Source organism: Oceanobacillus saliphilus, assembly GCF_023522835.1.
GTDB lineage: Bacteria > Bacillota > Bacilli > Bacillales > Amphibacillaceae > Oceanobacillus > Oceanobacillus saliphilus.
Window position 1 is genome coordinate 1 of sequence record NZ_JALCZU010000212.1, and the last position, 259, is coordinate 259.

The window sequence follows — 259 nt, forward strand, 5'->3', positions numbered from 1 at the left end:
TACATGCCCCCGGAAGCGTCCCACGCTGTCGACCAGGCGCAGCGGGCGGCGCAAAGCCTGAAGGAGTGACGGGATGTTGGCGGAGTGGGGGCAGGTGCTTCTGGCGCTGGCGATTGCGGTTGCCGCGCTGCAGGCGTTTTTTGGTTTGGCTGGCGCGCAGCGCGGGCGGGTTGCGTGGATGGTCACGGCGCGGCGTGCGGCATTGGCGCAAGGTGCGGTGCTCGCCACCGCGTTTGCGGTGCTCATCGCGCTCTTTCTG

Annotated in this window: 1 protein-coding gene; it reads left to right on the forward strand. The window is 68.7% G+C overall.

The genetic code is table 11. The features are described 5' to 3' along the window. Nucleotides 1-73: 73 nt before the first annotated feature. Nucleotides 74-259: hypothetical protein (locus MN204_RS20945; protein ID WP_249872978.1), on the forward strand; the 186-nt coding region annotated here is incomplete at its 3' end.